The organism is Herbiconiux sp. J20-20 (genome assembly GCF_057365085.1).
In genome coordinates this window covers 1,571,332-1,593,994 of the sequence record NZ_CP195122.1, presented here as the reverse complement: position 1 = coordinate 1,593,994, position 22,663 = coordinate 1,571,332, and the positions used below count along the sequence as shown (strand labels likewise).

29 protein-coding genes are annotated in these 22,663 nt (G+C 70.7%); 13 read left to right on the top strand and 16 right to left on the bottom strand.

Annotation, left to right across the window (positions count from 1 at the left end):
• The first annotated feature begins 9 nt into the window (after positions 1-9).
• Together ACR3ZA_RS07680 and ACR3ZA_RS07675 are read left to right on the top strand one after the other, a co-directional pair.
• Positions 10-336, top strand: coding sequence for a chorismate mutase (locus tag ACR3ZA_RS07680; protein WP_473552639.1), 327 nt, complete (start codon positions 10-12; stop codon positions 334-336).
• Entirely contained in the window at positions 333-1,256 is a 924-nt protein-coding gene (locus ACR3ZA_RS07675; RefSeq protein WP_473661404.1) for an SDR family NAD(P)-dependent oxidoreductase, read from the top strand. The genes ACR3ZA_RS07680 and ACR3ZA_RS07675 overlap by 4 nt, the downstream gene beginning before the upstream one ends.
• Here the strand turns inward: ACR3ZA_RS07675 and ACR3ZA_RS07670 are convergent.
• Both ACR3ZA_RS07670 and purL read right to left on the bottom strand, forming a co-directional pair.
• On the bottom strand, positions 1,242-2,090 hold the full coding sequence (locus tag ACR3ZA_RS07670; RefSeq protein WP_473661403.1) for a redoxin domain-containing protein: 849 nt from the start codon (positions 2,088-2,090) through the stop codon (positions 1,242-1,244). The two genes, ACR3ZA_RS07675 and ACR3ZA_RS07670, sit on opposite strands and share 15 nt — an antisense overlap.
• Before the next feature lie 62 nt (positions 2,091-2,152).
• Positions 2,153-4,456, bottom strand: coding sequence for a phosphoribosylformylglycinamidine synthase subunit PurL (purL, locus tag ACR3ZA_RS07665; protein ID WP_473661402.1), 2,304 nt, complete (start codon positions 4,454-4,456; stop codon positions 2,153-2,155).
• A 111-nt stretch (positions 4,457-4,567) separates the two neighbouring features.
• Here purL and ACR3ZA_RS07660 point away from each other — a divergent pair, with 111 nt between their 5' ends.
• Positions 4,568-5,758, top strand: coding sequence for a mechanosensitive ion channel domain-containing protein (locus ACR3ZA_RS07660; RefSeq protein WP_473661401.1), 1,191 nt, complete (start codon positions 4,568-4,570; stop codon positions 5,756-5,758).
• Between the two features lie 9 nt (positions 5,759-5,767).
• Entirely contained in the window at positions 5,768-6,190 is a 423-nt protein-coding gene (locus tag ACR3ZA_RS07655) for a DUF1801 domain-containing protein (protein ID WP_473661400.1), read from the top strand.
• Positions 6,191-6,218: 28 nt separating this feature from the next.
• Here the strand turns inward: ACR3ZA_RS07655 and ACR3ZA_RS07650 are convergent, their stop codons facing one another.
• The 5 genes from ACR3ZA_RS07650 to ACR3ZA_RS07630 are packed head-to-tail and all read right to left on the bottom strand — an operon-like array spanning position 6,219 to position 9,956.
• A complete protein-coding gene (locus ACR3ZA_RS07650; protein WP_473661399.1) occupies positions 6,219-6,674 on the bottom strand; it encodes a DUF3817 domain-containing protein in 456 nt (151 codons plus the stop codon).
• Positions 6,671-7,369 (bottom strand): phosphoribosylformylglycinamidine synthase subunit PurQ, encoded by a 699-nt coding sequence (gene purQ, locus ACR3ZA_RS07645; RefSeq protein WP_473661398.1) that lies wholly within the window; start codon positions 7,367-7,369, stop codon positions 6,671-6,673. Before purQ ends, ACR3ZA_RS07650 begins: the two co-directional genes overlap by 4 nt.
• A complete protein-coding gene (gene purS, locus ACR3ZA_RS07640) occupies positions 7,369-7,629 on the bottom strand; it encodes a phosphoribosylformylglycinamidine synthase subunit PurS (protein WP_473552567.1) in 261 nt (86 codons plus the stop codon). Before purS ends, purQ begins: the two co-directional genes overlap by 1 nt.
• Before the next feature lie 39 nt (positions 7,630-7,668).
• The gene (locus tag ACR3ZA_RS07635) at positions 7,669-9,066 is read right to left on the bottom strand and encodes a DUF2254 family protein (protein WP_473661397.1); all 1,398 of its coding nucleotides are present in this window, start codon (positions 9,064-9,066) and stop codon (positions 7,669-7,671) included.
• Between the two features lie 23 nt (positions 9,067-9,089).
• Positions 9,090-9,956, bottom strand: coding sequence for a VOC family protein (locus ACR3ZA_RS07630; protein ID WP_473661396.1), 867 nt, complete (start codon positions 9,954-9,956; stop codon positions 9,090-9,092).
• Positions 9,957-10,005: 49 nt separating this feature from the next.
• On the opposite strand from ACR3ZA_RS07630, the gene ACR3ZA_RS07625 reads away from it, so the two are divergent.
• Positions 10,006-10,452: a MarR family transcriptional regulator gene (locus tag ACR3ZA_RS07625; RefSeq protein WP_473661395.1), complete on the top strand. Its 447-nt coding sequence runs from the start codon at positions 10,006-10,008 to the stop codon at positions 10,450-10,452.
• Between the two features lie 30 nt (positions 10,453-10,482).
• Positions 10,483-11,052 carry a hypothetical protein gene (locus tag ACR3ZA_RS07620; protein WP_473661394.1) on the top strand — a complete coding sequence of 190 codons (570 nt, stop codon included), beginning with the start codon at positions 10,483-10,485 and terminating at the stop codon, positions 11,050-11,052.
• On the opposite strand, the gene ACR3ZA_RS07615 is transcribed toward ACR3ZA_RS07620, so the two are convergent.
• From ACR3ZA_RS07615 to purD, 3 genes are read right to left on the bottom strand one after another with little or no spacing between them, the layout of a single operon-like run.
• Positions 10,998-11,468, bottom strand: a complete 471-nt coding sequence (locus ACR3ZA_RS07615; RefSeq protein ID WP_473661393.1) for a GNAT family N-acetyltransferase — start codon at positions 11,466-11,468, stop codon at positions 10,998-11,000. The genes ACR3ZA_RS07620 and ACR3ZA_RS07615 overlap by 55 nt on opposite strands.
• Positions 11,465-12,391: a phosphoribosylaminoimidazolesuccinocarboxamide synthase gene (locus ACR3ZA_RS07610; RefSeq protein WP_473661392.1), complete on the bottom strand. Its 927-nt coding sequence runs from the start codon at positions 12,389-12,391 to the stop codon at positions 11,465-11,467. The genes ACR3ZA_RS07615 and ACR3ZA_RS07610 overlap by 4 nt, the downstream gene beginning before the upstream one ends.
• Positions 12,388-13,680 carry a phosphoribosylamine--glycine ligase gene (gene purD, locus ACR3ZA_RS07605; protein WP_473661391.1) on the bottom strand — a complete coding sequence of 431 codons (1,293 nt, stop codon included), beginning with the start codon at positions 13,678-13,680 and terminating at the stop codon, positions 12,388-12,390. The genes ACR3ZA_RS07610 and purD overlap by 4 nt, the downstream gene beginning before the upstream one ends.
• Positions 13,681-13,766: 86 nt before the next feature.
• On the opposite strand from purD, the gene ACR3ZA_RS07600 reads away from it, so the two are divergent.
• On the top strand, positions 13,767-14,144 hold the full coding sequence (locus tag ACR3ZA_RS07600) for a sterol carrier family protein (protein ID WP_473661390.1): 378 nt from the start codon (positions 13,767-13,769) through the stop codon (positions 14,142-14,144).
• Between the two features lie 14 nt (positions 14,145-14,158).
• Positions 14,159-14,455, top strand: a complete 297-nt coding sequence (locus tag ACR3ZA_RS07595) for a hypothetical protein (RefSeq protein WP_473661389.1) — start codon at positions 14,159-14,161, stop codon at positions 14,453-14,455.
• Positions 14,456-14,582: 127 nt separating this feature from the next.
• On the opposite strand, the gene purF is transcribed toward ACR3ZA_RS07595, so the two are convergent.
• Positions 14,583-16,040, bottom strand: a complete 1,458-nt coding sequence (purF, locus tag ACR3ZA_RS07590) for an amidophosphoribosyltransferase (protein WP_473662296.1) — start codon at positions 16,038-16,040, stop codon at positions 14,583-14,585.
• A 107-nt stretch (positions 16,041-16,147) separates the two neighbouring features.
• Between purF and purM the strand changes: the two genes are divergently transcribed.
• Both purM and ACR3ZA_RS07580 read left to right on the top strand, forming a co-directional pair.
• Entirely contained in the window at positions 16,148-17,266 is a 1,119-nt protein-coding gene (gene purM / locus ACR3ZA_RS07585) for a phosphoribosylformylglycinamidine cyclo-ligase (RefSeq protein ID WP_473661388.1), read from the top strand.
• 155 nt (positions 17,267-17,421) lie between these two features.
• A complete protein-coding gene (locus ACR3ZA_RS07580; protein ID WP_473661387.1) occupies positions 17,422-18,138 on the top strand; it encodes a hypothetical protein in 717 nt (238 codons plus the stop codon).
• Here the strand turns inward: ACR3ZA_RS07580 and ACR3ZA_RS07575 are convergent.
• Entirely contained in the window at positions 18,125-18,322 is a 198-nt protein-coding gene (locus ACR3ZA_RS07575) for a DUF3073 family protein (RefSeq protein WP_473661386.1), read from the bottom strand. The genes ACR3ZA_RS07580 and ACR3ZA_RS07575 overlap by 14 nt on opposite strands.
• Before the next feature lie 114 nt (positions 18,323-18,436).
• Here ACR3ZA_RS07575 and ACR3ZA_RS07570 point away from each other — a divergent pair, with 114 nt between their 5' ends.
• Positions 18,437-19,558, top strand: coding sequence for an NAD(P)-binding domain-containing protein (locus ACR3ZA_RS07570; protein ID WP_473661385.1), 1,122 nt, complete (start codon positions 18,437-18,439; stop codon positions 19,556-19,558).
• An 18-nt stretch (positions 19,559-19,576) separates the two neighbouring features.
• Here ACR3ZA_RS07570 and ACR3ZA_RS07565 read toward each other — a convergent pair whose 3' ends face one another.
• Both ACR3ZA_RS07565 and ACR3ZA_RS07560 read right to left on the bottom strand, forming a co-directional pair.
• Positions 19,577-19,957 carry a CrcB family protein gene (locus ACR3ZA_RS07565; protein WP_473661384.1) on the bottom strand — a complete coding sequence of 127 codons (381 nt, stop codon included), beginning with the start codon at positions 19,955-19,957 and terminating at the stop codon, positions 19,577-19,579.
• Positions 19,954-20,343: a CrcB family protein gene (locus ACR3ZA_RS07560; RefSeq protein ID WP_473661383.1), complete on the bottom strand. Its 390-nt coding sequence runs from the start codon at positions 20,341-20,343 to the stop codon at positions 19,954-19,956. Before ACR3ZA_RS07560 ends, ACR3ZA_RS07565 begins: the two co-directional genes overlap by 4 nt.
• Positions 20,344-20,412: 69 nt before the next feature.
• Between ACR3ZA_RS07560 and ACR3ZA_RS07555 the strand changes: the two genes are divergently transcribed.
• Together ACR3ZA_RS07555 and ACR3ZA_RS07550 are read left to right on the top strand one after the other, a co-directional pair.
• Positions 20,413-21,054: a hypothetical protein gene (locus tag ACR3ZA_RS07555; protein WP_473661382.1), complete on the top strand. Its 642-nt coding sequence runs from the start codon at positions 20,413-20,415 to the stop codon at positions 21,052-21,054.
• Between the two features lie 63 nt (positions 21,055-21,117).
• Positions 21,118-21,891 carry a TipAS antibiotic-recognition domain-containing protein gene (locus tag ACR3ZA_RS07550; RefSeq protein ID WP_473661381.1) on the top strand — a complete coding sequence of 258 codons (774 nt, stop codon included), beginning with the start codon at positions 21,118-21,120 and terminating at the stop codon, positions 21,889-21,891.
• Here ACR3ZA_RS07550 and ACR3ZA_RS07545 read toward each other — a convergent pair.
• Together ACR3ZA_RS07545 and yczE are read right to left on the bottom strand one after the other, a co-directional pair.
• Positions 21,867-21,995 (bottom strand): hypothetical protein, encoded by a 129-nt coding sequence (locus ACR3ZA_RS07545; protein ID WP_473552491.1) that lies wholly within the window; start codon positions 21,993-21,995, stop codon positions 21,867-21,869. The genes ACR3ZA_RS07550 and ACR3ZA_RS07545 overlap by 25 nt on opposite strands.
• Positions 21,992-22,642 (bottom strand): membrane protein YczE, encoded by a 651-nt coding sequence (yczE, locus tag ACR3ZA_RS07540; RefSeq protein WP_473661380.1) that lies wholly within the window; start codon positions 22,640-22,642, stop codon positions 21,992-21,994. The genes ACR3ZA_RS07545 and yczE overlap by 4 nt, the downstream gene beginning before the upstream one ends.
• Positions 22,643-22,663: the final 21 nt, after the last annotated feature.

The following is a 22,663-nucleotide window of genomic DNA, read 5'->3' as shown; positions in this document are numbered from 1 at the left end:
GCTCGGGGCATGACGCAGAACGGTGACATCGCCCCGGAGGTCGTGGCCGAGCTCGCCGCGTTGCGGCAGAGCATCGACAACATCGACGCCGCGCTCGTGCACCTCCTCGCCGAGCGCTTCAAGGCGACCCAGCAGGTCGGTCAGCTGAAGGCTGAGAAGGGTCTGCCGCCCTCGGACCCGGAGCGCGAGCGCCGCCAGGTGGCGCGCCTGCGCGCCCTCGCGGTCGACGCGCAGCTCGACCCGGAGTTCGCCGAGAAGTGGTTCACCTTCGTCGTCGCGGAGGTCATCCACCACCACGAGCGCATCGCCTCGGCGAACGGATCCGACGCCTCGTGACGTGGGACCCTCGCGTCCTGCCCTGGCAGGACGGGCGCACCGTCGTGGTCACTGGCGGGAACGCCGGCATCGGCTATTTCACGAGCGAGCAGCTTGCGGCGGCCGGCGCGCGGGTCATCATCGCGTCGCGCTCGCGCGACAAGACCGAACGGGCGATGGCAGCCCTCCGCGACCGCGTTCCGGGGGCCGACGTCTCGTTCGTCGAGCTCGACATCGCCTCGTTCGCCTCGATCCGCCGCGCGGCGGATGAGCTGGGCGCGGCGGGTCCGATCGCGGCGCTCATCAACAACGCGGGACAGGTGATCCCGCCGGGGTCGCGGCGCGAGACCGCCGACGGACTCGAACTGCTCGTCGGCGGCAATGCCATCGGGCACTTCCTGCTGACGGCGCTTCTGCTTCCGGCCCTCGAACCGGCCGCTCGCGTCGTGGGGCTCGGCAGTCTCTCCACCCGGCTCGTCACGCTTGAGTCGGACGATCTGCTGTCGACGCGGAAGTACCGCGGATTCCGCGCCTACGCGTTCTCGAAGCACGCCGTGCACGGCTTCGCGTTCGAACTGGACCGCCGCCTGCGCGCCGCGGGGAATGCGCGCGCGTCGCTGCTGGCGCATCCGGGCTACGCCGTCACCGAGCTCGCCGAGCAGGTGCCGGGCGTGAACGACAAGCGGAGCACGCCGCACCGGCTGATCGGGCGCCTGTCGGCGCCGTTCGCCCAGGGCAAAGATCGCGGCGCGTGGCCGAGCGTTCGCGCCGCACTGGACCCGGCCGCGCAGTCGGGCGAGTTCTACGGGCCCGGAGGCTTCTCGGAGCTGAAGGGCTCGCCGAGAGTCGTCGCCCCGGTCGCCTCCAGCGCCTCGCCCGAGTTCGGCGCGCGGTTCTGGGCGCTCGCCGCAGAATCGACGGGCCAGTCATTCGAGCTGTGACGGCGGCCCGCTGATCCCTTCGCGGTCGAGCACCGCAAGAAACGCGTCCGGCTCGGGGCGGATGCGGTGGTTGTCGGTGCGGTCGAGCCAGCGCACGACGCCGGACGCATCCGTGATCACGACGGTCGGGATCACCGTGTCGCCGTTCGTGCCGGCTCCGTAGAGCAGCGGGACCCCGCCGGACTGCGTGAGGCCGAGCGCTGCGGCGGCGGCACCGCCGGGGTCGGCGAAGAAGCGCATCGGAACGTCGAAGCGGGTGGCGAGCTCGGCGGTGTCGGTGGCGGGCTGCGGGCTGATCAGGCTGACGCCGACGCCGCGGTGCTCCAGCTCGCGGTAGCGCTCGGTGAGCTCGCGCAGCTGCGTGGTGCAGAACGGGCACCACGAGCCGCGGAAGAACACGATCACCTGCGGGCGATCGGTGAGCACCGAGCTGCGCACCCGGTCGCCGTCGACGGTGCTGAGCGGGAAGTCCGGCAGGGGCGAGCCGACGACCAGCGCGCTCGAGTGCCGAGACTGCCGCGAGTACCAGAACAGGTACCCGGCCAGGAGGGCGAGCCCGAGCGCCGCGAGGACGAAGGCGAGCGCACCGGCGACTGCGGCGACGACGACACCGGCGCCGCTCGCGACGAGCAGAGGCCACAGCGTGCGCGTTCGGGTCGACGGACGCCCGAGGAGGATGAAACCGAGGTAGGCGGTCAGCGGCAGCCAGGCGAGGACGACTCCCCACCAGCCCCCGGCATCACCCGCGAGAAGGCGGAACGCTGCGAACGCCAGCGCGACCGCCCCGAGAGCGGCCGAGACCTCCGCGTAGCCGCGTCGGATCCACCGGACCATGCGCGCACCTCCTGACCCGAGTCAAGCAGGAGCAACGGCCGCGCGCTGGCGCGGGCGGCGCGCTAGAACCGCGCGAGCGCGCTCGTGTGCGCGCCGCGCAGCTCGTCGACCGACAGGCTGAACTGACCCTGGACCTCCAGGGTCGGTTCGCTGTCGGTGACGCCGATGCGCAGCACCGGGTAGCCGCGGCCCTCGCACAGGCGGGTGAACTTGACGTCCTCCTCGCGCGGCACGGCCACCAGCACGCGGCCGGTCGACTCGCTGAACAGCGCGGTCGCCGCGTCCACGCCGTCGCGCGCGATCAGGTCGTCGAGCCAGACGCGCGCGCCGACGCCGAAGCGCAGCACGCCCTCCGCGAGCGCGGTCGCGAGACCGCCGTCGCTCAGGTCGTGGGCGGCGTTGAACAGGCCCTCGTGCGCGCCCGCGGCGAGCAGCTCGCCGAGCTCCTTCTCGCGCGCGAGGTCGACCGCCGGCGGTCGACCGCCGAGGTGGTCGTGGATCACGCCAGCCCAGGCCGAGCCGTCGAGCTCGAGCGCCGTCGTGCCGAGCAGGTACAGGTTGTCGCCCGGGTCCTGCCAGCCCGAGGGCACGCGGCGCGCGACGTCGTCGATGGTGCCGAGCACCGCGACGACCGGCGTCGGGTGGATCGGCACATCGCCGGTCTGGTTGTAGAAGCTGACGTTGCCGCCGGTGACCGGGATGCCGAGCTCCAGGCAGCCGTCGGCGAGACCTTCGACGGCCTTCGAGAACTGCCACATCACCTCGGGGTTCTCCGGCGAGCCGAAGTTCAGGCAGTCGGAGACGGCGGCCGGCTTGGCGCCGGTCGTGGCGACGTTGCGGTACGCCTCCGCGAGGGCGAGCTGCGCCCCCTGGTACGGGTCGAGGTAGCAGTAGCGGCCGTTGGCATCCGTCGCGACGGCGAAGCCGAGCCCGGAGGTCTCGTCGACGCGCACCATGCCCGCGTCATCCGGGTAGCTGAGGGCCGTGTTTCCCATGACGTACTTGTCGTACTGGCTGGTGATGGCGCTCGCGTCGCCCAGGTTGGCGCTGCCGAGCAGGGCCAGCACCTGCGCGCGGATGCCGTCGCCGTCGCTCGGGCGCGCCAGGTTCGCGGCCGAGTCGGCCTGCACCGCGTCGATCCAGCTCGGGTAGGCGATCGGCCGGTTGTAGACAGGTCCGTCTACTGCGACCGTGCGCGGGTCCACGTCGACGATGGTCTCGCCGCGCCAGGTGATGACGAGGCGGCCGGTGTCGGTGACCTCGCCGAGCACGCTGGTCTCGACATCCCACTTGCTGGTGACGGCCAGGAAGCCCTCCAGCTTCTCCGGGCGCACGATCGCCATCATGCGCTCCTGGCTCTCCGACATGAGGATCTCCTCCGCCGTGAGCGAGGGGTCGCGCAGCAGCACGTCATCGAGCGAGACCTGCATGCCGCCGTCGCCGTTGCTGGCGAGCTCGCTGGTCGCGCACGAGATGCCGGCCGCACCCAGATCCTGGATGCCCTCCACCAGGTCGCCCTGGAACAGCTCCAGACAGCACTCAATGAGCACCTTCTCGGCGAACGGGTCGCCGACCTGCACGGCGGGTCGCTTCGTCGGGCCGCCCTCGCTGAAGGTGTCGGAGGCGAGGATCGATGCGCCGCCGATGCCGTCGCCGCCGGTGCGCGCACCGAACAGCACGACCTTGTTGCCCGCGCCGCGCGCGTTCGCCAGGTGCAGGTCCTCGTGCCGCAGCACGCCCACGGCGAGGGCGTTCACGAGCGGGTTCGCCTGGTACACCGGGTCGAACCAGGTCTCGCCGCCGATGTTCGGCAGGCCCAGGCAGTTGGCGTAGAAGCTGATGCCGCTGACGACACCGGGCAGCACGCGCGCGGTGTCGGGGTGGTCGACGGCGCCGAAGCGCAGCGCGTCCATGACCGCCACCGGGCGCGCGCCCATCGAGATGATGTCGCGCACGATGCCGCCGACGCCGGTCGCGGCGCCCTGGAACGGCTCGATGTAGCTGGGGTGATTGTGGCTCTCGATCTTGAACGTGACCGCCCAGCCCTCGCCGATGTCGATCACGCCGGCGTTCTCGCCCATGCCGACCATGAGGTCCTTGGTCATCTCGGGGCTGACCTTCTGCCCGAACTGGCGCAGCCAGACCTTGCTCGACTTGTAGGAGCAGTGCTCGCTCCACATCACCGAGTACATGGCGAGCTCGCCGCTCGTGGGGCGGCGGCCGAGGATCTGCTTGATCTGCTCGTACTCGTCGGGCTTGAGCCCGAGCGCGGCGTAGGGCTGCTCCTTCTCCGGCGTCGCCCGTGCGTTGTCGACCGAGTCGACGACGGGGGACGCGGGGGCGGTCGCAGCGGTGGTGTCAGTCACGCGGCCTGGGCTCCGTTCGCGGGGGGAAGTTCACCGCCCATCCTACCGAGCGCGCGCGAACGCGCCGCGGCTCCGGCTACCGTGGAAGAACTGCCCGAAGTCTGGAGGACTATGCCCGCCGATTGGGACCCCTGGTTGACCTTTGCGATCGTCGTTGTCGGCGTCGCCGTGCTCGTGGTGGTGATCGTCGCGCTCGTCACCTTGCCACTGCGCTTCATCTCCAAGCGGGCGGGATGGGATCCCAGGAACCTCGGGCGAATCCGCCGGCCGTTCCGTGCGCTGCTGCTCGCCATCGCGCTGCTCATCATGACGGCGTTCATGCCGCTTGGTGAGGACTGGGAGACGCTCCGCACCTGGATCGAACACGGCCTGCAGATCGCGATCATCGCCTGTGCTGGGTGGCTCACTGCCGGGGTGATCGGGTTCCTGTTCGCGCGCACCCTCGCGCGCTACCCGGTCGACGTGGCCGACAACCGTCGCGCTCGCCGCGTGCACACGCAGGTCGCGATCCTGCGCCGCCTGGCGTTTGTGCTCGTCGGCATCATCACCGTCGGGGCGATCCTGCTCACCTTCGACGGGGTGGAGGCCTACGGGGCGAGCCTGCTGGCGTCGGCCGGCCTTGTCAGTGTCGTTGCCGGCATCGCGGCGCAGTCCGCGCTGTCGAACGTGTTCGCCGGGCTGCAGCTGGCCTTCACCGACGGGATCCGCGTCGACGACGTGGTCGTGGTGGAAGGCGAGTGGGGCCGCATCGAGGAGATCACCCTCACCTACATCGTCGTGCACATCTGGGACGACCGTCGCCTGGTGCTGCCCTCCACCTATTTCACGACGACACCGTTCGAGAACTGGACCCGCTCGGGCACGCAGATCCTCGGCTCGGTCGAGTTCGACCTCGACTGGCGGGTCTCGCCCTCGGCGATGCGCGCCGAGCTTCAGCGCATCGTCGAAGCGGATCCGCTCTGGGACAAGCGCAGCGCGGTGCTGCAGATCACGGATGCGACCGCCGGCTTCGTGCGTGTGCGCATCACCGTCACCGCGGCCAACTCGGGGGCGCTCTGGGATCTGCGCTGCAACGTGCGCGAGGCGATGGTGGAGTGGCTGCAGGCGAAGTCGCCAGCCGGCGTGCCGCGCACGCGCGTCGAGATGGTCGAAGCGCCGAAGCGGGCCGTGCGCTCGAAGCCGGGCGAGGAGCACTCCGGCATGTTCAGCGGCAGTGCCGAGGGCGAGCAGCGTCAGCAGACTTACACCCAGTCGATGCCCGTCGTACGATCGGAGGGAACGGCGTCACCCGCGAAGGAGTGAGGAGACCGCATGGCTTCCCGCAACGACAACACGACCCTGCCGACCGACGTGCCCGTCGAGGAGTTCCTGGCATCCGTGGAGGATGAGCGCCGACGGGCCGAGGGCCAGCGGCTGCTCGAGATCTTCCGTCGGGCGACCGGCGTCGAGCCGGTGATGTGGGGTCCGACGATCGTCGGCTTCGGCTCGAAGCACTACGCAACCTCGAGCGGGCGCGAAGGCGACTGGCCGATCGTCGGCTTCTCTCCGCGCAAGGCGCAGCTCTCGCTGTACGGGCTGCAGAACTCCTACGCCCCCGAGCCGGAGCCGCTGCTGGCCGAGCTCGGCCCGCACAAGACCGGGGTCGGCTGCCTGTACGTTCGCCGCCTCGACAAGGTCGATGAGCAGGTGCTCGAACGTCTCGTGCGCGAGGCGTGGGCCGAGGGCGGCCGCTAGCGGCGCTTCCCCGCCGCCGCGTGCCGTTCTAGTGGGAGCCGCCCGGAGGGCCGATCACGAGCAGGATCGTGAAGATCGCGATCAGCACGACGACGAAGATCAGCACGAGCACGACCGGGCGGCGCACGAACCAGCGCACCAGGCCGTCCAGGAAGGTGCGGTCGCCGGCGGCGTCCGGCTCGGTGCGCCAGGCGCCGTCGAGCTTGCCGCGGCGGTCGAGCCAGACATCCACCGGGATGGTGGCGTACGGCACGATCGCGCTGACGACCGCGAGCACGACGAGGCCCGGCTTCCAGCGGCGGTCGATGCCGACCAGCAGCGAGATGCCCGCGTAAGTCAGGAACACGAAACCGTGGATGCCTCCGCCGATCGTGACCGCGATCGCCAGATCGGCGGTGGCCCGAAGGATCAGGCCGGTGATGAGCAGCGTCCAGGTGATGGCTTCCGCGATCGCAACGATGCGGAACAGCTTCTTCGGGGTCATGCGCGCGACAGGCTCGCTTCGAGCACCGAGCGGAAGAAGCCGAGACCGTCGATGCCGGAGCGCATCGCGATGTCGGTGTCGGGGCCGAAGCCCGGTTCGACGGCGTGCTCGGGGTGCGGCATCAGGCCGACGACGTTGCCGCGGGCGTTGGTGAGACCGGCAATGTCGCGCAGCGAGCCGTTCGGGTTGCCCTCGAGGTAGCGGAATGCCACCAGGCCCTCGCCCTCCAGCCGGTCGAGCGTCTCGTCGTTGGCGATGTACCCGCCCTCGCCGTTCTTCAGCGGGATGGTGATCTCCTGGCCCTCGGTGAACGCGTTCGTCCACGCGGTGGAGGCGTTCTCGACGCGGAGCTTCTGGTCGCGGCAGATGAAGTTGCCGTGATCGTTGTGGATGAGCCCGCCCGGCAGCAGGTGCGACTCGACGAGGATCTGGAAGCCGTTGCAGATGCCGAGCACCGGCATCCCGGCGTTGGCGGCGTCGATGACCTCGGCCATGATCGGGCTGCGGGCCGCGATCGCACCGCAGCGCAGGTAGTCGCCGTAGCTGAAGCCGCCGGGCAGCACGATCGCGTCGACCCCGTGCAGGTCGTGCTCGCCGTGCCACAGGGCCATCGGCTCGGCGCCGGCGAGGCGGATCGCGCGCTGCGCGTCCCGGTCGTCGAGCGAGCCGGGGAACGTGATGACGCCGACGCGCATCAGGCGGTGACCTCGTCGGCGACGGTGATCGAGACGACGTCCTCGATGACCGAGTTGGAGAGCAGCTCGTCGGCGAGCTCGCGCACGTCGGCGAGCACCGCATCCGTGATCTCGCCGTCGACACTCAGCTCGATGCGCTTGCCGATGCGCACGCCGCTGAACTCGCTCTTGCCGAGACGGTTGAGGGTGCCCGCGACGGCCTTGCCGGCGGGGTCGAGCAGTTCAGGCTTGGGCATGACCTCGACGACGATGGTGGGCACGGCGAACTCCGGTCTGTCGGCGGTGGGAACCACCCCAGTCTACGAGTCGGCGGAGATCCCCGGCACCGGCCAGCGCGCGTCGAGCGCCTCGAGCACGGCACCGCGCGCCGCGGACAGCCGGGCGAGCTCGGCGCGGGTGCGGTCGGCGGTCTCGGCCGCGGCGAGCACCTCGCTTGCACGGCGGCGGATTCCCTCCGCCAGCTCGGGGTGGATGCTGCGCCAGGCGACCTCGCGCAGCAGGCGCAGCAGGCGCAGCGCGACCTCGAGGTCGCTCGCTCCGTACTGGCGCGGCCCCGAGATCGCGATGTCGAGCATCGCCTCCAGATCGAGCTGCCGCCCCACCACCCGGATCAGCCCGTCCTGGTCGCGCTCCACGGTCGAGGGGATCGGCCGCGACACCAGATCGCCCACGACGCTCGACACGTGTCCGAGCGCGTGCACGGCGGTGGTCGGGTCGTTGACGCCCGGCGAGAGCGCCTTCACGGCCACATCGACGAGCTGTCGGATGCCGAAGCCGACATCCTGCACCGAGGTGCGCTCGTACTCGATCAGGTGGGCGCGAGCGATCGCCGCGTCGATGCGCGCCGTCGCCTCCGCGTCGTCCGGACGCGGCCCCTGCATCGCATCGCGCGGCCACCAGGACGCGATCGGAACGCCCTCGATCAGGTCGTCGCCGACGGCCGTGTCGACCGAGATCACCAGGTTGTCGCGCACGGCGATCTCCCGCAGGGCGGTGCGATCGACGCCGACCAGGAACCCGGAGCGGGTGGCGAGGGTGAGCCGACGCTCGGCGGGCTCGGCCGGCAGGTCGTGCGCGTCGTCGCCGGGCAGCTCCTCGGAGTACAGGGCGCGGAGGGTGCGCGTCGTCTCGCCGTGCACGTCGCGCAGCATGGTCTCGACCCGCAGCCGCGTCGCCAGGTGCGCCAGAAACAGCGTCAGGGCGATCACGGCGGCGAGCATCAGCGCGAAGGTCAGGCTCACGGCCAGGCGCGGAACGAACCCGGCGTCGCCGACGATGCTCTCGTCGGCGGAGCGCACCGAGCGCAGCACCGTCATCGCGTAGGCGAAGGTGCCAAGGAACATCGCCAGGGTGGCGTGCACGCGCCGGTCGCTGGCGAACATCCTCAGCAGCCGCGGCGAGGCCTGACTGCTCGCGAGTTGCAGGGCGACGACGGTGAGCGAGAACGTCAGCGAGGTGACCGTGATGAGCGAACCGGCGATCGAGGAGAGCATCGCGCGGGCCGAGTCCGGGGCGCCCGCGAACAGGAGGGCGCCGAGCCACTCGGGGACGATCGGGTCGAGCACCCGGTCGAGCTCGGGCAGGGCGACACCGAGGATGACCCCGGCCACGATCGCCGCGGTCGGCAGCGGCCACACCCGGCTCTGGACGGCCTCCCGGAGCCGATCCCAGCGCTGGCGGAGTCGTCGGTCGCCCATGCGCCGGAGTCTAGTCGGCGCGGCTACCCGCGCCCAGGAGCGGTCACCCGGATGAGGTTCGCCCACGGGTCATCGAATTCGAGGGTCTGCCCGTCGTCGCGGCCGCGCATGCCCGCGTCTCGCATCCGCTCTTCGAGGGCGCCCAGTTCGTCGTCGCTCGGCACCAGGATCTCGATGCGACCGAGCCCGAGTGTCGGCTGCCGCCGTCCGGCGCCGCTGCTGTTCCAGACGTTCATTGCCATGTGGTGGTGGTAGCCGCCCGCGCTGACGAACAGAGCCGAGCCCGGCAGGTCGAAGGTCTGCTCGAAACCGAGTCGGCGAACGTAGAACTCGCGGGCGGTCTCGACGTCGCCCACCGACAGGTGCACGTGGCCCACCACGGCGGGGGTGTCGGTCGGTCCCGCGAGCCCCTCCTCGGTCAGATGCTCCTGCAGGAACGCGTTCGGGTCGAGGAAGAGGGTGCCCATCTCGAGCTGGCCGTGGACCCAGTTCCAGCCTTCCCGATCCCGATCCCAGTACAGCTCGACGCCGTTGCCCTCCGGGTCGTTGAAGTAGAACGCCTGGCTCACGAGGTGGTCACTGGATCCCGTGAACGAGCCGGGCAGCGCCCGCGCGACGGAGTAGACCGAGGCGGCGAGATCGGCTCGGGTCTCGAACACGATCGCCGTGTGGAAGAGTCCTGCCTCGCGCGGACCGGCATGGCGCAGCGCGGGCGTGTGCTCCAGGTGCACGATGGGCGTGGTTCCGCGCCCGAGGGTCGTGCGCGAGCCGCTCTGGCTCAACGTCGTCAGGCCGACGGCGTCGCGGTAGTACGTCGTCATCAGGTCGAGGTCGGCGACGTTGAGGGTGACAGCGCCCATGCTGGTGTCGGCGGCGAGAAGATCGGTCATGGTGGTGTCAACCTAGTTGAGAGCTCAACTATTCCGCTAGCATCAGCTCGTGAACGACGGCGACCCGCGGACCGCAGCCTGGCGCGAGCTGGTTGAGACGAGCCTGCTGCTTGGCGATGCACTGGAGCGTCAGACCCAGAGCGACGCGGGCATGCCGCACAGCTACTACGTCGTCCTCGTCGTCCTCTCAGAGGCAGCCGACGGCACGCTGCGACTCGGCGCGCTCGCCGAGAAGGCGCGCATGAGCCGCTCGCGGCTGAGTCATGCCATTCGGAGCATGGTGAGCTCCGGCTGGGTCGAGCGCATCGACGCACCGGACGACGGCCGCGGTGCCCGCGCCCGTCTCACCGACGCCGGAGCGAGCGCGCTTCGGCGGATCGGCACCCGCCAGCGCGACGAGGTTCGTCACCCCGCGCTGTCCGCGTTGAGCGAGGCGGAGACCGCGGAGCTGGCTCGGCTGCTCTCTCGGGTGAGAGAGCGCATATCCGGAATATGATTCCTTGTCGTCATTGCTCGAGGAGTCCGCATGGCTGAGACCGCGTCGCGTCCGTCACTATCCCGTTTTCAGCGCGGGTGGCTCGCGATCTATTGGATCGGGTTCGGTGCGAGCAGCACATTCATGCTGTGGGCAACCGTCGGGCTTCTCGTCGGCGTCGTCGGGCTGACGCAATGGATTCCGGTGCTGTTCGGCTGGGTTGCCGCCCTGTTGGCCAGCCTGTCCGGTGCTCGTCTCGCCGCGATCCGGGCCAGCGATCTGGCGTTCGTGATGGGAACCGGCACGGCGCGGGCCATCGCGCTCGGCTGGAGCTTCGTCGTCGCCGGGATCTTCTTCGGCTCGATCGTCGGTGTCGTCGCGAACATCGACAGCGACGAACTGGTCGCCCCCATCACCGGCGTCATCGGCACCATCGGGGCCGTCGCGCTGCTCGCGATGTTCGGGCCTGGCTACAGCGAGTACTGCGAAGCCCGGCACGTCACGCTCGGCTCGGAGTGGTCGCGTGAGGCGCGCGGGCTCGCTCGGCGGGCTCGGCGGGCGGCGGCTCAGCGAGCCGCGAGCGACTTCTCGAAGCAGACCGAGAGCTCGGCGTCGACGTAGTAGCCGAAACGAGGGATCTCGTGGAACCCGGCGCGCTCGTAGAAGCGCACCGCGGCGCGCTGCTCGAGCCCCGTCTCCAGCACCAGGCGCGACCAGCCGCGCTCCCGGGCCGCCGACTCGAGCGCACCCAGGATCGCTTCGGCGACGCCCGCGCCGCGCCGCTCCGGAATCACGAACATGCGCTTGATCTCGCCGTGCGATGCGTCGATCGGGCGGAGCCCGCCGCATCCGACGGGCGTCTCGCCGTCGAAGGCGACGAGGAACAGCGCGATGTCGTCGCCGGTCGGCTTCGGCCCCGGCTCGGTGTCCTCACCACGGTACAGCGCCCGCACCTCCGCCTGCTGGCTCTCGCGCAGCGCATCGCCCGCGGGATCCTCCCAGGGCACCGCGCGGATCTCCAGAGCGGACGCCGTCACCCCGTGATCCGGTCGGCCAGCTCGCGGTAGCGGGCTGCCGTCTTCTCCACGATGTCCTCGGGCAGCGCCGGCGGCGTTCCGGTCTTGTCCCAGTTCGCCGCGAGCCAGTCGCGCACGATCTGCTTGTCGAAGCTCTCCAGCCGGCGCTCGCCGCCGGCGGCATACACCTCGGCGTCCCAGTAGCGGCTCGAGTCGCTCGTCAGCACCTCGTCGGCGAGGGTCAGGTCGCCGCCGTCCTCCGGATCGAGGCCGAACTCGAACTTCGTATCGGCCAGGATCAGCCCGTGCTGCGAGACGATCTCCGACGCGGTCGTGTAGATCTCCAGGCTGCGCGCGCGCAGCTCCTCGGCGCGGTCGGCGCCGACCAGCTCGACGGTGCGCTCGAAGGTGATGTTCTCGTCGTGCTCGCCGAGCGGCGCCTTGAACGCGGGAGTGTAGATCGGCTCGGGCAGCTGGTCGCCCTCGGTGAGCCCGGCGGGCAGCGGCAGACCGCACACGGTCTGCGTCTCGCGGTACTCGGCCCAGCCGCTTCCGACCAGGTAGCCGCGCACGACCGCCTCGATCGGCAGCATGTCGAGCTCGTGCACGTGCATCGCGCGCTCGGCGATGCCCTCCGGCAGGTGCTCGCCGAGTGCCGGATGCGCCGCCACCAGGTGGTGCGGAACGCCGAGCCGGCGGAACCACCACATGCTGAGCTGGGTGAGCATGGCGCCCTTGCCGGGGATCGCCGGCTCCAGCACGTGATCGAAGGCGCTGACGCGGTCCGAGGCGACGACGAGCACGCGGCCGGGCTCGTCATCCTTGACGTAGAGCTCGCGGACCTTGCCCGAGTAGACGTGCCTCCAGCCGAGCTCGAGCAGGCGCGGATCGCCGTCCGCGTGGGCGCCGGGGCGGGGGTCGTCGGAGGTGGGGAGTCCAGTCATGATGCGGTGTCCGATCCCGCGGGACGCGTGACGCGCTCCGCGATGTCGCGGCGGTAGTGGCCGCCGTCGAGTCCGATGCGTCCGATGGCGTCGTAGGCGCGGGTGCGGGCCTCGACGAAGTCGTGGCCGTGGGCCACCACGCCGAGCACGCGTCCGCCGGTGGCGACGTGCCGATCGCCGACGATCGCCGTGGCGGCATGCGCGAGGGTGACGCCCGGAACGGCGGCGGCCTCGTCGAGCCCGGTCAGCTCGCGTCCGGTGATCGGATCCTCGGGGTAGCCCTCACTCGCCAGCACCACGACGACCGCGGCATCGTTCGAGAACTCGGGGTAGCTCATGCCGCCGAGCCCACCGGTGGCGGCGGCCAGCAGCAGCTCGGAGAGGGGGGTCTCGAGTCGCGGCAGCACGACCTGGGTCTCCGGGTCGCCGAAGCGCGCGTTGAACTCGATCACCTTGACGCCCGCCTCGGTGATGATGAGGCCGCAGTAGAGCAGACCGACGAACGGGGTGCCCTCCGCTTCGAGCGCTCGGACCGTCGGCAGGGCGATCGTGCCGAGCACCTCGTCGACGAACGCCGCCTCGCTGCCCCAGCGGTCGTTCAGCCACGGCAGCGGCGAGTACGCGCCCATGCCGCCGGTGTTCGGGCCCTCGTCACCGTCGAGCGCGCGCTTGTAGTCCTGCGCGGGGCTGAGCGGCACGACGTCGTGGCCGTCGGAGAGGAAGAACAACGAGACCTCGGGGCCGCTCAGGAACTCCTCGATCAGCACCGGGCCCTGCTGCAGGTAGTGCAGACCGTGGGCGAGCGCCGCCGAGTGGTCGTTCGACACCAGCACGCCCTTGCCGGCGGCGAGGCCGTCGGCCTTCACGACGTACGGGGCGCCGAGATCGTCCAGCGCGGTGGCGAGCTCATCGGGGTCGGTGGTGCGGATCGCGCGGCCGGTCGGCACGTTCGCCGCATCCATGATCCGCTTCGCGAAGGCCTTGGAGCCCTCGAGGGCGGCGGCCCGCTTGCCGGGGCCGAACACCGGGACGTCGACCGCACGCAGCGCATCCGCCACACCCGCGACGAGCGGGGCCTCCGGGCCGATGACGACGAGGTCGACGTCGCTCTCCCGCGCGTAGGAGGCGACCAGTTCGCCGTTCTCCGCGTCGAGCGCGACCGTCTCGACCTCCGCGGCGATTCCGGCGTTGCCGGGCGCCGCAATGATTTCGTGATTCGCATCTTCGCGAATCAGAGCAGTGACGATCGCGTGCTCGCGGGCGCCCGAACCGAGGACCAGGATTCTCACCTGGCCAGGCTACCTGCCGCGCGCGAGGCACCCGAACCTGTCCAGCGAACCGGGAGTTCTCCGGGGTCGGTTGTTAGCGTGGAGGCATGGCGAAGGCGAAGATCGCGGCGATCGTGGGCGAGGCATCCATCCGCAAGGAGCTGCGGGGCGAGGGCGATCGCGACTCGACCGCGCTCGCGACCCGGTACCTGCTGCAGCTGCTGGCTGAGAAGGCGCCGGGCCACTCGGTCGAGGTGCGGGTGCCGCCGTTCGGCGCCGTGCAGGTGGTCGGCGGTCCCGGACACACCCGCGGAACGCCGCCCAACGTCATCGAGATGGATGCGGCCACCTGGATCGCGCTCGCCACCGGCAGCCTCGACTGGGCGGCCGCGATCGCCGAGGCGCGGGTCGTCGCCTCCGGCACCCGCGCCGACCTCAGCGAGTTCCTGCCGATCTCCTGGGAGAACCCGGCGCTGCCCGCGTGACCGACAATGGAGGGGTGAGCAGCCCCGAATCCGCCAACGCCGGCGACGAGCGCCAGGAGGTGCGCATCCGCCGCGCCCCGCGCATCGGCGTCTTCCTGACCCTCGGCATCGTGCTGGGCGTGATCGGCACGCTCGTGGCGACGAGCCTGTTCGAGCCCGACCCGAGCATCGGGTTCACGGCGACCTTCGGCTACTTCCTCATCTACGGCGTGCCCGCGGGGGCCCTCGTCGGTGCGACCGTCGCGCTCATCCTCGACGCGATCTCGCGCCGCCGCGCCCGCACCGCCACCGCCACCCGCACCCCCCGCTGACCCCCGCCGCGAGCGCCCGCGCCCCGCGTCAAGCGCGAGCGCTACCGAAACACGCGAGCGCCACCGAAACTCCGGTCGCCTTCGTGAGTTTGGGTAGCGCTCGGCGGAAGGTGGGGGAGGTGGGGGGTCAGCTGAGCTGGTTGGACTCGAGCCAGGCGAGGTACTCGTCGGAGACGTTGCCGGTGATGTAGTCGCCGGTGAAGCAGCTCATCTCGAGGCCCTGGATGTCGGAGCCTTCGAGGATGGCCGACTGCATGTCCTCGACCTCCTGGTAGATCAGGTAGTCGGCGCCGAGCTCCGTCGCGATCTCGGGGATCTTGCGACCGTGCGCGATCAGCTCGGCCCGCGTCGGCATGTTGATGCCGTAGACGTGCGGGTAGCGCACCGGCGGCGCGGCGCTCGTGAAGGTCACCGAGTTGGCGCCCGCGATGCGCGCCATGTCGACGATCTCCTTCGAGGTCGTGCCGCGCACGATCGAGTCGTCGACGATCAGCACGTTCTTGCCCTTGAACTCGGAGCTCATCGCGTTGAGCTTCTGCTTGACGCTCTTCGAGCGCTGCTCCTGCCCGGGCATGATGAAGGTGCGGCCGACGTAGCGGTTCTTGTAGAAGCCCTCGCGGTACTCGATGCCGAGCTTCTGCGCCACCTGCATCGCGGCGGGGCGCGAGGAATCCGGGATCGGCATGACGACGTCGATGTCGCCGGACGGCGTGTACTTCGCGATGGTGTCGGCGAGCCGGTCGCCGAGGCGCAGACGCGCGTCGTAGACGGAGATGCCGTTCATGATCGAGTCGGGACGCGCCAGGTAGACGTACTCGAACGAGCACGGGATCAGGCGCGGGTTCTTGGCGCACTGCCGCGCGAACAGCTCGCCCGAGCGCGAGATGAAGATCGCCTCGCCGGGCTCGACGTCGCGCACGACCTCGTAGCCGCCGTTCTCGAGCACGAGCGACTCACTCGCCACCACCCACTCGGTGCCGACGAGTCCGCTGGTGCGGCGACCCAGAATCAGCGGACGGATGCCGTAGGGGTCGCGGAACGCCAGCAGTCCGTGCCCGCCGATCAGCGCGATCGCGGCGTAGGAGCCCTCGACCCGCTCGTGCAGCGTCTCGATGGCGTCGAAGATCTGGTCGGGGTCGAGGTCGGTGCCGCGCACCTGCGACTGCAGCTCGTGCGCGAGCACGTTGACCAGCAGCTCAGTGTCGGAGCTGGTGTTGAGGTGCCGGCGGTCGACCCGGAACAGCTGGTCGCTCAGCTCACGCGTGTTGGTGAGGTTGCCGTTGTGCACCAGCACGATGCCGTAGGGCGCGTTCACGTAGAACGGCTGCGCCTCCTGCTCCTTCTCGGCGTCGCCGCGCGTCGCATAGCGCACGTGGCCGAGGCCCATGGTGCCGAGCAGGGTGCGCATGTCGCGCGTGCGGTACGCCTCACGCACCTGGCCTTTGGCCTTGTGCATGTGGATGATGCTGCCGTCGGCGGTCGCGATGCCGGTGGAGTCCTGGCCGCGATGCTGCAAGAGCGCAAGGCTGTCGTAGACCTGCTGGTTGACTGGGCTCGAAGAGACGATGCCGACAATGCCGCACATTCCGCGGAGTGCTCCCACCGGTGAAGGATGCGTACCCGCATCGCGGGTACGTCTCAGTCTCGCATAGGGCGGCGCCGCATCGCGCGGGGGGCGGCTACCCTGGCTGTGTGACCGCCGCATCCAGTTCCCATGGCGACGCCAGCTACGCCGCCGCCGGAGTCGACACCGCCGCGGGCGACCGCGCGGTCGAGCTGATGAAGGCCGCGGTCGGCGCAACCCACGGACCGGAGGTCCTGGGCGGCGTGGGCGGCTTCGCCGGCCTGTTCGACGTGAGCGCGCTGCGCGACTTCCGCCGCCCGCTGCTGGCGACGAGCACCGACGGCGTCGGCACGAAGATCGACATCGCGATCGCGCTCGACAAGCACGACACGATCGGGCAGGACCTGGTCGGCATGGTCGTGGACGACATCGTCGTGGTCGGCGCGAAGCCGCTGTTCATGACCGACTACATCGCCTGCGGCAAGGTCGACCCGCAGCGGATCGCCACCCTCGTCGAGGGCGTGGCGCGCGCCTGCGCCGAGACCGGCACCGCACTGGTCGGCGGCGAGACCGCCGAGCACCCGGGTCTGATGAAGCCGCACGAATACGACATCGCGGGCGCCGCGGTGGGAGCCGTCGAGGCGGATGCGGTGCTCGGCCCGGAGCGCATCGAGCACGGCGACCTGGTGGTCGCGATCGCGTCGAGCGGTCTGCACAGCAACGGCTTCTCGCTGGTGCGCCACATCCTCGCGAACGCGGGCGTCGGCTACACCGACCACTCGGCCGAGCTCGGCGGAACGGTCGGCGAGGTGCTGCTCGAGCCGACCCGCCTCTACACGAGTCCGCTGCTCGGCATCCTGAGCGATGTGCCGGGCGCGGTGCATGCCCTCAGCCACGTCACGGGCGGCGGGATCGCGGCCAACCTGGCCCGCGTGCTGCCGCGCGGCGCCTGGGTGGAGGTCGACCGCTCGACCTGGAGCCCGGACCCGGTGTTCCGCGTGCTGGCCGACCTCGGCGGGATCGCGCTCGCCGAGACGGAGGGCACCTGGAACCTGGGCGTCGGCATGTTCGCGGTGGTCGCGCCCGACTCCGCCAGTTCGGTGACGCGTGCGCTCGAGGCGGCGGGGATGCCCGCCTGGGTGGCGGGCCGCGTCACGGTCGGCGATCGCGACCTCGACGGCTTCGAGCAGGGCGCCAAGGGCGTGGACGGCGGCGCGGTGCGCCTCGTCGGCTCGTTCGCGAGCTAGGTCAAGCCCACCTGCGAAGACCCCGGCGCAAAGTCGGAGCGCAGCCGAACTCGTCCACGACTCGTGGACGAGGGGCCCGAATCTCCGACTTTGGGCGAGCGTGCGCGGGACCTCTGGCCCTACGGATCCGCTCGGCGCATCCGTAGCGTCACGGTATGAGTACCCGACTCGGAGATCTTGCGAGTGCGATGCTCGTCGCAGAGCACGCGCATGATCGTCGCGCCGCACACGCGGCGCACACGGAGCACGGCTTCGCCACACGGTGGGTGATGGTCGTCTCAGGGGCAGAAATCATCGGGTTCGCGATTCCCGCAACAGCGGGAATCCTCGTCGCCACCCTCGCGGTTCCACCCCCGATCGCGCTTACCACGCTGATCGCCGCGGGGGTGGCTGAGGGGGCGCTGCTCGGCACCGGGCAGGTGCTGGGTTTCGGTCGCCGGGCCCGCATCCGCGCCGCACGCTGGATCGGTGCGACGGCGGCGGGCGCCGCTCTCGCCTGGGCGATCGGCATGTCGCTGAGCATCGCCGGCGTCTTCGATCAGGCCCCGGAGCCGGTGACCGTGGTGCTGCTCGTGGTCGGCGGACTCGCCCTGGTCGCCACGATCCCCACCCTGCAGTGGTTCTTCGCTCTGCGCGACCGACCGCGCAGCGCGCGGTGGATTCCCATCAGCATGGCCGCGTGGACCGCCGGCCTGAGTTGGACTCTCGCCCCGTCGATCGTCGTCGACGAGAGCACGCCGATGGGGCTGCTGATCGCGATCTATGTCGGCGCGGGCGCGATGATGGCGGTCACGAGCGCTCTGATTACGGCGCCGTGCGCACGCAACCTCGCCGAGCATCCGCCCGGAACGGCCGAACCTACGCGGTCTTGAAGTGGCCTTCGTCGTACTCGTCGTCGTCAGACGCCGAGTATTCGGGCCACTTCTCGAGGTCTTCTTCAAGCCGCGAGTTGCCGCCGAGCTCCTTTTCGAGCGCACCGTAGTTGGTGTCGGGGCTGAAGTACTTCAGCTCGCGCGCCACCTTGGTGTGCTTCGCCTTTTGACGGCCGCGCCCCATGCGTGACCCCCTCTGATTCGAGTTATGGCAATGGTTGAAAACTGCCCAAAAGTCTAACACGTACCCCATTTGGGGAACGACTGGTCTCCACCTGCGCCGACTAGTCTTGACCGCGTGACCGAGCCCAAGTACGACACCTCAGTGGTCGTGATCGGTGGCGGTCAGGCGGGACTGTCCACGGCATTCTACCTGCGCCGTCTCGGCCTCGACCCCGGCAACGACTTCGTGGTGCTGGATCGCGGACCCGGCGCCGGCGGCGCCTGGCAGTTCCGCTGGGAGGCGCTGCGTCTCGGCTACGCGCACCGCGTCAACGATCTGCCCGGAATGGATGAGCTCGGGTTGAGCTTCGACACCGCCGATCGGCACGCCCCCGCCAAGGACATCGTCGCCGACTACTACGCCCGCTACGAGGAGCATTTCGGGCTGGAGGTCGTGCGCCCGGCGGAGGTCACCTCGGTCACGCCCGAGCTCGACGGTCTCGCCGTGTCGTTCACCCTTCCGGGCACCGACGAGGACGACGAGGTCGAGGAGAAGACGGTGCGGGCGCCCGTGGTCGTCAACGCGACCGGCACCTGGGGCGCGCCGTTCGTGCCGTACTACCCGGGAATGAACACCTTCGCCGGCCGACACCTGCACACCGCCGAGTACCGCGATGCGGAGGAATTCCGCGACCAGGCGGTCGTGGTCGTCGGCGGCGGCACGAGCGCGATCGGATTCCTGATGGAGCTCGAGGGCATCGCCAAGTCGCTGGTCTGGGTCTCGCGTCGCCCGATCCAGTTTCTCGACTCGCAGGGGCTCGACCTTGAGGCGGGTGCCTCGGCCGTGGCGCTGCAGGACGCCGCCGCGCGCGAAGGGCGCGCGCTGCCGAGCATCGTCAGCACCACGGGAGTGCCGCGCAGCCGCCGCATTCAGGCGGGCATCGACCGTGGTCTGCTGGTGGCGCATCCGATGTTCGACAAGATCGAGCCGACCGGCGTGCGGTGGAGCAACGGCAGCTTCCGGCCCGCCGACGCGATCATCTGGTCGACCGGCTTCCGTCCCGAACTGCGCCACCTCGCCCCGCTCAAGCTGCGCGAGAAGGAGGGCGGCGTGGTCGTCGGCGGCGGTGTCTCGTGGCGGAACCCGCGCGTGTTCTTTGCCGGCTATGGTCCGACCGCGAGCACGATCGGCGCGAATCGCGCCGGACGCACGATCGCGCGTCAGGTCGTGGCGACGCTGAGCAAGCTCGGCGCCTGAGACCGCACCAGCGCGGCGCTACGCCAGCGCCGCGAAGGTGATCGCGAAGCCGGCCCCGGCGCTGGCGATGCCGAGCACGAGGTTGCCGGCGAGGCTGACGACCGCCGCGCGCAGTCGGCGACGCGAGGCCAGCTGCAGCGTCTCGACGCTCAGTGTGCTGAAGGTGGTGAGTCCGCCCGCGAAGCCGCCGAAGATCACGTACCGCAGCTCCGGGTCGATCGAGCCGGTCGCCGCGAGCGCCAGCAGAACCCCGCCGAGCGCCGAGCCGATCACGTTGACGGTCAGCACGGCCCACGGGATCCGGGCGCGCGGATGACTGAGCAGCACCGTCGTGCCGTAGCGGGCCAGCGCGCCGAGCGCCCCGGCGCCGAGGGCGGCGACGATCACCCAGCCGCTCATTCGGTCACCTGCAGCGGAGGCATCCGGCGTCGCGTTCCGATGCCGAGCCCGAGCGCGGCCGCGGCCAGCCCGAGCACGAGGGTGACGCCCAGGTAGGCGACGGCGAGCGCCCATTGTTCGGCATCGACGAGGGCGATGAACGAGACCGCGAGCGCCGAGAAGGTGGTGAACGAGCCGAGCACGCCGGTCCGCAGACCCGCCCGCGCCCAGACCGGGGTCGACAGTTCGAAGCGTCCGACGAGCAGACCGAGCACGAACGATCCGGCGACGTTGGCGAGCAGCGTCGACCAGGGGAACCCGGCGTCGGCGTGGGGGAGCGCGGCGTCGAGCGCGAGGCGCAGCCCGGTGCCGAGCGCGCCCCCCAGAAGCACCGCGAGGATTGTCACGCGCGCCAGCGTAGTCGCGTCGTTCCCCGCGACCCGGACGCGCGCCCCGTGCGCTCGTATGATCGGGCCGTGCCTTCCAACGCCCGACGCCGACGCTGGCCGTGGATTCTCGCGGCCGCGCTCGTGGTCGTCCTCGTCCCCGCCGCGCTCATCGCGGTGCCGATCCTCACCCACTCGAACCAGGGCCTGGCCAATCAGGATCCGACCGACGAGGCGTGGCCGACGCGCGTGACGGCCTCGGGTGACGACGGTCGCGACCGCGCGCTTGAGGTCGCCGCCTTCGAATCCGACGAGCCGGTCGACACCTCGTCGCTGGCGGCCGGCGATCGGCTCGTGGTGACGGGATCCGGCTACGACCCGGCACGCGGCATCTACGTGGCGATCTGCCGCATCCCGGACAGCGCTGGCGAGAAGCCGGGGCCGTGCCTCGGCGGGATCCCCACGCAGGAGCAGCAGGAGGTCGCCGAGGGCACGATCCAGTTCGCCGCGAGCAACTGGGTGAACGACGACTGGGCGTGGCGGCTGTTCGGCGCGCGCTCCTTCGATGACCGGGAGGCGGGCACTTTCACCGCCTACCTCGAGGTGCCGGATCCCGTGGGCGAGAGCCTCGACTGCCGCGTCGAGGCGTGCGCGATCTACACCCGCAACGACCACACGGCCGCGGCAGACCGGGTGCAGGATCTCGCGATCCCGGTCGGCTTCGCCGGCTGACGCACCGGGGCGACCGGATCGCTTCTTGACCTTGACGCCGCGTCAACTTGTAGCGTCGGAGGCATGACCGCGGAAGCCAAGCACTGGAGCATCCAGGAGGTGGCGCGCCTCGCCGGAACGACGAGTCGCACGCTTCGCCACTACGACGACGTCGGCCTCGTGCCGCCGAGTCGGATCGGCGCCAACGGCTACCGCTATTACGACGAGACCGCGCTCCTGCGCCTGCAGCGCGTGCTGCTGCTGCGCGAGCTCGGCCTCGGGATTCCCGCGATCGCCGACGTGATCGACGGGCAGCGCGACGATCGCGAGGCGCTGCGCCGACAGCTCGCCCTGCTCCGGCAGGAGCAGGAGCGGTTGGCGCGGCAGATCGCGAGCGTCGAGCACACCATCGAGACCCTGGAAGGAGGTGAACAGCTGATGGCAGAGAACATGTTCGACGGATTCGACCACACCCAGTACAAGGAGGAGGTCGAGCAGCAGTGGGGCGCCGAGGCGTACGCGACGAGCGACGCGTGGTGGCGGGGCCTGGGCCCCGACGGCCAGGCCGCGTTCCGCGCGCAGGTGGCGGCGCTGAACCGCGACTGGATCGCGGCCGCCGAGAGCGGCATCGACCCGGACTCGGACGAGGCACGCGCGCTCGCCGAACGGCACGTGGCGTGGCTGGGGAGCACCCCGGGCATCCCGCGCACGGGCGATACCCCGGCGAAGGAGTACGTGCTCGGGCTCGCCGAGATGTACGTGGCCGACCCGCGCTTCGCCGCCAACTACGGCGGCGCGACCGGCGCGGCCTTCGTGCGCGAGGCGCTCGCCGCCTACGCGGCGAACCGGCTGTCGTAGTCGGGGTCGAAGGGGATCGCGCGGTAGCCGTCGTTCGCGACGACGACGACCGTGGCGATCATGGCCCATAGCGCGAGCGCGCCGAGGGAGAGGGCGATCATCATGCCGGCACCTCCTCTCGGGGCGACTCGAGCGGGCCCCGACGGACCGGCACCCGCAGCAGCGGCAGCGTGACGCCGACCATCGGCCCGATCAGCAGCGCGAAGGCGAGCGTGCCGACGCCCACCTGGCCGCCGAGCATCCAGCCCGCCGTCAGCACCGTCACCTCGATGCCGGTGCGCACGACCCAGATCGGCCAGCCGCTGCGCGCATGCACCCCGGTCATGAGGCCGTCGCGCGGGCCGGGGCCGAGCCGCGCCCCGATGTAGAGGCCGGTCGCGACGGCGAGCAGGGCGAGTCCTCCGGCGAACACGATGCCCTGCTGCCAGGGCACCGTCTGCTGGGGAACGAGCCAGAGGCCGAGTTCGGCGCTCGTGCCGATGAGGAGCACATTGAGGATCGTGCCGACGCCCGGCCTCTGTCTGAGGGGGATCCAGAGCAGCAGCACCAGCGCGCCGACGATGTTCGTGACGAGTCCGAACGGCAGTCCGGTCTGCTGCGCGATCCCTTGCCCGAGCACATCCCACGGGGCGACACCGATCCCGGCGCGCACCATCACGCCGAGCGCCACTCCGTAGAGGACGAGCCCAGCGAGAAGCTGAACCCAGCGCCGGGTCCAATTCGCGGCGTCGGCGGGGATGCGTGCGGTCATGTCGCCAGTCAAAGCCCGAAT

Bases quoted from the DNA above. Each gene is read 5' to 3' on its own strand.
- ACR3ZA_RS07655 (WP_473661400.1), top strand. From the start codon at position 5,768: ATGGCTTCCCGCAACGACAACACGACCCTGCCGACCGACGTGCCCGTC.
- ACR3ZA_RS07620 (WP_473661394.1), top strand. From the start codon at position 10,483: ATGGCTGAGACCGCGTCGCGTCCGTCACTATCCCGTTTTCAGCGCGGG.
- ACR3ZA_RS07630 (WP_473661396.1), bottom strand. From the start codon at position 9,956: ATGACCGATCTTCTCGCCGCCGACACCAGCATGGGCGCTGTCACCCTC.
- ACR3ZA_RS07650 (WP_473661399.1), bottom strand. From the start codon at position 6,674: ATGACCCCGAAGAAGCTGTTCCGCATCGTTGCGATCGCGGAAGCCATC.
- ACR3ZA_RS07600 (WP_473661390.1), top strand. From the start codon at position 13,767: ATGGCGAAGGCGAAGATCGCGGCGATCGTGGGCGAGGCATCCATCCGC.
- ACR3ZA_RS07660 (WP_473661401.1), top strand. From the start codon at position 4,568: ATGCCCGCCGATTGGGACCCCTGGTTGACCTTTGCGATCGTCGTTGTC.
- ACR3ZA_RS07550 (WP_473661381.1), top strand. From the start codon at position 21,118: ATGACCGCGGAAGCCAAGCACTGGAGCATCCAGGAGGTGGCGCGCCTC.
- ACR3ZA_RS07680 (WP_473552639.1), top strand. From the start codon at position 10: ATGACGCAGAACGGTGACATCGCCCCGGAGGTCGTGGCCGAGCTCGCC.
- ACR3ZA_RS07545 (WP_473552491.1), bottom strand. From the start codon at position 21,995: ATGATGATCGCCCTCTCCCTCGGCGCGCTCGCGCTATGGGCCATGATC.
- ACR3ZA_RS07610 (WP_473661392.1), bottom strand. From the start codon at position 12,391: ATGACTGGACTCCCCACCTCCGACGACCCCCGCCCCGGCGCCCACGCG.
- yczE (WP_473661380.1), bottom strand. From the start codon at position 22,642: ATGACCGCACGCATCCCCGCCGACGCCGCGAATTGGACCCGGCGCTGG.
- ACR3ZA_RS07575 (WP_473661386.1), bottom strand. From the start codon at position 18,322: ATGGGGCGCGGCCGTCAAAAGGCGAAGCACACCAAGGTGGCGCGCGAG.
- ACR3ZA_RS07565 (WP_473661384.1), bottom strand. From the start codon at position 19,957: ATGAGCGGCTGGGTGATCGTCGCCGCCCTCGGCGCCGGGGCGCTCGGC.
- ACR3ZA_RS07580 (WP_473661387.1), top strand. From the start codon at position 17,422: ATGAGTACCCGACTCGGAGATCTTGCGAGTGCGATGCTCGTCGCAGAG.
- purF (WP_473662296.1), bottom strand. From the start codon at position 16,040: ATGTGCGGCATTGTCGGCATCGTCTCTTCGAGCCCAGTCAACCAGCAG.
- ACR3ZA_RS07635 (WP_473661397.1), bottom strand. From the start codon at position 9,066: ATGGGCGACCGACGACTCCGCCAGCGCTGGGATCGGCTCCGGGAGGCC.
- ACR3ZA_RS07670 (WP_473661403.1), bottom strand. From the start codon at position 2,090: ATGGTCCGGTGGATCCGACGCGGCTACGCGGAGGTCTCGGCCGCTCTC.
- purQ (WP_473661398.1), bottom strand. From the start codon at position 7,369: ATGCGCGTCGGCGTCATCACGTTCCCCGGCTCGCTCGACGACCGGGAC.